This is a genomic window from Streptomyces sp. NPDC059456 (genome assembly GCF_042750055.1).
Taxonomy (GTDB): domain Bacteria; phylum Actinomycetota; class Actinomycetes; order Streptomycetales; family Streptomycetaceae; genus Streptomyces.
The window spans coordinates 1-4,346 of record NZ_JBHYVA010000708.1 but is presented as its reverse complement, the minus strand read 5'-3'; the positions used below and the strand labels follow the sequence as shown (position 1 = coordinate 4,346).

The window sequence follows — 4,346 nt, the reverse complement described above, 5'->3', positions numbered from 1 at the left end:
CCCCGCAACGGCGCGTCGCCGGCCCGCCGTCCGGGCCGGACGGTCAGCCGTACATGCTGAGCAGCTGTTCCGCCGACAGCTCCGTCAAGGGCTCCGAGCCGCCGCCGGGCAACGGCAGCTCGAACCAGACCGTCTTGCCGCGGTGGGTGCGGCGCGTGCCCCAGCCCGCCGACAGCATGCCGACCAGCTGGAGGCCGCGCCCGCCCTCGTCGGTGTCGCGGGCCCGGCGGCGGCGCGGCTGCACCAGGTTGCCGTCCCAGACCTCGCAGACGAGGGTCCGGTCGAGCAGCAGGCGGAGCCGGATCTCGCCCTCGCCGTACCGCAGGGCGTTCGTCACCAGTTCGCTGACCAGCAGTTCGGTGGTGTCGAGCAGCCCCTCCAGGCCCCACGCGGGGAGTTTCGCCCGGGCCAGCTCCCGCGCCCGGCCCACCGACCGGGCCTCGCGCGGCAGCTGCCAGTCCCCGACCGCGTCCATCGGCAGCCCCTGCACCCGCGCCATCAGCAGCGCGATGTCGTCCTCGCCGTGCCGCGTGTCCAGCGTGTTCAGCACGTGGTCGCAGACGTCCTCCAGCGGCCGCACCGGGTCGGCGAGCGCGTCCCGCAGCCCGCGCAGCCCCTCCTCCAGCGGGTGGTCGCGCGACTCCACCAGCCCGTCGGTGTACAGGGCCAGCAGGGCCCCCTCCGGGAGGTCCACCTCCACCTCCTCGAACGGCTCCCCGCCCACTCCGAGCGGCATCCCCGGCGGCACCTCCAGCAGCAGGGCGGGCCGGGGCGGGGCGCCCGGTTCCGCCGGTTCCACCAGTACCGGCGGCATGTGGCCGGCGTTGGCGATCGTGCAGCGCCGGGTCACCGGGTCGTAGACGGCGTAGACGCAGGTCGCGAGGTACACCTCCGAGCGGTCCGCGTCCCGGGAGTGCAGTGCCGCCCGGGAGGCCTGCTGCGAGCCGCCGGGTGCGCCGAGGCCGCGGGCGATCTCGTCCAGTGCGGTCAGCACCTCCGCCGGCTCCAGGTCCAGCAGCGCCAGGGTCCGTACGGCGGTGCGCAGTTCGCCCATCGCGACGGCGGCCCGCAGCCCGCGGCCCATCACGTCGCCGACGACCAGCGCCGTGCGGTGGCCGGGCAGTTCGATGACGTCGAACCAGTCCCCGCCGACCTCGGTGGCCGCGTTCCCCGGCAGGTACCGGCAGGCGATGTCCAGACCGGCCGCCTCGGGGTCCCCGGGGGGCAGGAGGCTGCGCTGCAGTATCAGCGCCCGCTCGTGCTCGCGCCGGTAGAGCCGGGCGTTGTCGATGCAGACGGCGGCGCGGGCGGCGAGTTCCACGGCCACCGCCCGGTCCCGTTCCCCGAAGGGCTCGCTGCCCTTCGTACGGGAGAACTGGGCCAGCCCGACGACGGTGTCGTGGGCGACCATCGGCACGACGAGCGTGGACTGCACGAGGTCGTCCGGTCCGCCGCCCTCGATCAGCCGCGGCCGGGCGGTCCGCAGGGCCAGTGCGCCCGGCGAGGCCGCCGGATAGCGGTGGATCTCCCCTACGGAGACCAGTGCGCCCGGACCCGACAGCGGGGCGTCCGATACCGCCGAGGCGAAGGCGACCCGCCGCAGCGGCGCGGAGGGCGCCCGTCCGGGACCCAGCCCGGGCGGCAGCGGTGGCACGCCGGGCCCGTGCGGTCGCGCGGGCCGGTCGTCGTCGCCGAGCAGCAGACCCTGGTAGAGGTCGACGGCGGCGAGGTCGCAGAAGCCCGGAACGGTCACGTCGAGCAGCTCGCGGGCGGTGGTCTCCAGGTCAAGGGAGTTCCCGATGCGGTGCCCGGCCTCGTTGAGCAGGGCGAGGTTGCGCCGGACCCCGGCGGCCTCGCGGGCGGCGAGGTGGCGCCGGGTGACGTCGATGCCGATGCCCGCGACGCCGATGGGGCGGCCGGTGCCGCCGTGGACGCGGTAGAGGTTGATGGACCAGTGGCGGTGTTCGCGGCGGCCGGGGGCGGCGCCGGTGATCTGGAGGTCGGTGACGGATTCGCCGGTCTCCAGGACCCGCCGCAGGGCCTCGGTCATCCGGTCGGCCTCCTGCGGCGGGAGGTAGTCGTGGACGGTGCGGCCGCGGTGTTCCTCGACGGCGCCGCCGAACACGGTCGCGAAACGGCGGTTGGCCCGCTGCACGGTGAGGTCCGTGCCGAAGAGCAGGAAACCGAAAGGAGATTGGCCGAATATCGCCTGCGAAGCCGCGAGATCGGATTCGATGCGGCGCAGTGCGCGCACGTCGACCACGACGCACAGCGCGGCCCGCTCGGCGGTCTCGGTCTGGGTGGGCATCACGTAGATCTCGGCCACGCCGTGGGCGCCGTCCCCGCCGGGGATGCGGAAGGGGACGAGGCCGGTCCATTCCTTGCCGTCGAGGATCTCGGCCACCCTGCGGTGCCCGCCGGCGCGCAGCTCCGGCGGCATGAAGGCGTCCACCGGGTCCCGGCCCACGGCCTGCGCGGCGGTCAGCCCGAACAGGTCCTCGGCGCGCAGGCTCCACTGGTCGATGAGCCCGTCGGGTCCGATGGAGAAAGACGCGACCTTTATGTAGTCATATATCGAGCCAGGCGGGCTGCTGTGCCACAGGGAGTCGTGCCATGTCTCCCCGGGCACACGGGCCTGATGTGCCTGCGCAGGTATCTCGCTCACGCGACCGTCCCCTCCAGCTCACCGCAACCGGACCGGCCATGACCGAAGTATTCAGCACCACGGCCCCGCACGGCACGGCGTTCACGATCACAAAAAGGTCCCGACTATTTCGAGCCATGCCCTGTGATCGTCGGCCATCCTTCACCTTGTTACTCACCAGGAAGTGCCAACTCGAACCACACGGTCTTGCCCGATTTCCCGTGGCGGGTTCCCCAGCGCTGCGCCGAGACGGCGACCAGGTGAAGCCCCCGGCCACCCTCGTCGTCCGGCTCCGCGACGCGTTCGCGGGGCGGATCCGGAAGCGGATCAGAAACCTCCACCAGCAGCGCGGCGGCCCCCTGCGCGCGGTCACTGGCCGGATTGCGCCGCACCAGCCGGACCCCGATGGGGCCGGAGGCGTACCGCAGTGAATTGGTGACCAGCTCGCTGACCAGCAGGACGGTCACGTCGCCGACGGAATCCAGGCCCCAGGAGCTGAGCGTGCCGCGGACGGCGTGGCGGGCGGTGCGGACGGCGCCGGGCTCTGCGGGGAAGGCCCACTCGGCGCATTCACCGTCTGTGTCGATCACGCCGATCACTTCCCGGGCCGGCAACGACCCCAGTCCGATTCCACAGGGACAGAGCCACGAGGGGCAGTACACGATAGGGACTAATAGCGACATACCCGATATTTGAGGCGTCGTACCACCCGATCCCCGCGCACCGGCGCACTGTGGCGCAGACGGCCCAGTGCACGCGCGTCACGCGCCCCCGTGCGACCTGGTGTGCCGCTCGTCGCGCTCGGCGCGCAGCCGGCGTCCGGTCTCCGCCACCGCCGGCCGGTCCTGTTCGAGCCAGTCCACGGAGTCGAGCTCCTCCGGCCCGAGCCAGCGCAGCTCGTCGTGGTCCTCCAGCGGCGCGGGTTCGCCGGACAGCAGCCGGGCGGTCCACACGTGCAGGACGAGCCCGGGCCGCACCTGCCACTCCCCCGGGATCCGCTCCAGCGGTTCGGCCTCCACGCCGAGCTCTTCGCGCAGTTCGCGGACCAGCGCCTCGGGAACCGACTCGCCCGGCTCGGTCTTGCCGCCGGGCAGTTCCCAGCGTCCGGCCACCTCGGGGGGTGCGCTGCGCCGGGCGGCCAGCAGGCGCCCCTCATGACAAAGGGCTCCGCCCACGACCACTCGTACCGTCATGGGGCGGAGCCTATGTCAACGCGGGGACGCTCAGTTGGTCGTGGCGGTCTGACCGATCCGCTCGACCCAGTACAGCTGCTTGTGGCCCCCGTCTTCGAGGCTGTCGACGACCTTCTGGGCCTCGGCCCGGGTGGGGTAGCGGCCCACCCGGTAGCGGTTGCCGTTGTCGTCCTGCCGTATGACCAGCCATGGGAGCAGGGCACCGCTGTCGTTCATCGCGTTTCACCCTCCGCCGATGCACCTGACCGGGAAACCGCATTGCGCATATGCCCGAGCTTACGCCCGACCTTTACGGAGCGGATACGGCTTTTCACGAAGAGGTACCTCGCGGGCGTACGCATCCGGCCATGCGTACGAGTGGGCCGTGCGCGCCGGTTCGGACACGGCGCGTCCGGGGGTGGACCGCGCCGGCCCAACCCCCCGGCAACCCCCCCGGGGGATTAAAAAAAAACCAACCCCCCCCACCCCAAACGGAAGGGGGGGTGGGGGGGGGGGGGGTGTGGGGGGGG

Annotated in this window: 4 protein-coding genes; all 4 read right to left on the bottom strand. The window is 72.8% G+C overall.

Annotated features, from left to right (window positions below; all coding sequences use genetic code 11):
• Window positions 1-43: 43 nt before the first annotated feature.
• The 4 genes from ACFXA3_RS36875 to ACFXA3_RS36860 all read right to left on the bottom strand — a co-directional run bounded on the left by ACFXA3_RS36875 (window position 44) and on the right by ACFXA3_RS36860 (window position 4,053).
• Entirely contained in the window at window positions 44-2,656 is a 2,613-nt protein-coding gene (locus ACFXA3_RS36875; protein ID WP_385194607.1) for a SpoIIE family protein phosphatase, read from the bottom strand.
• 158 nt (window positions 2,657-2,814) lie between these two features.
• Window positions 2,815-3,243 (bottom strand): ATP-binding protein, encoded by a 429-nt coding sequence (locus tag ACFXA3_RS36870; RefSeq protein ID WP_385194605.1) that lies wholly within the window; start codon window positions 3,241-3,243, stop codon window positions 2,815-2,817.
• 162 nt (window positions 3,244-3,405) lie between these two features.
• Window positions 3,406-3,837: a (deoxy)nucleoside triphosphate pyrophosphohydrolase gene (locus ACFXA3_RS36865; RefSeq protein WP_385194602.1), complete on the bottom strand. Its 432-nt coding sequence runs from the start codon at window positions 3,835-3,837 to the stop codon at window positions 3,406-3,408.
• Window positions 3,838-3,867: 30 nt separating this feature from the next.
• A complete protein-coding gene (locus tag ACFXA3_RS36860) occupies window positions 3,868-4,053 on the bottom strand; it encodes an SPOR domain-containing protein (RefSeq protein WP_385194599.1) in 186 nt (61 codons plus the stop codon).
• Window positions 4,054-4,346: the final 293 nt, after the last annotated feature.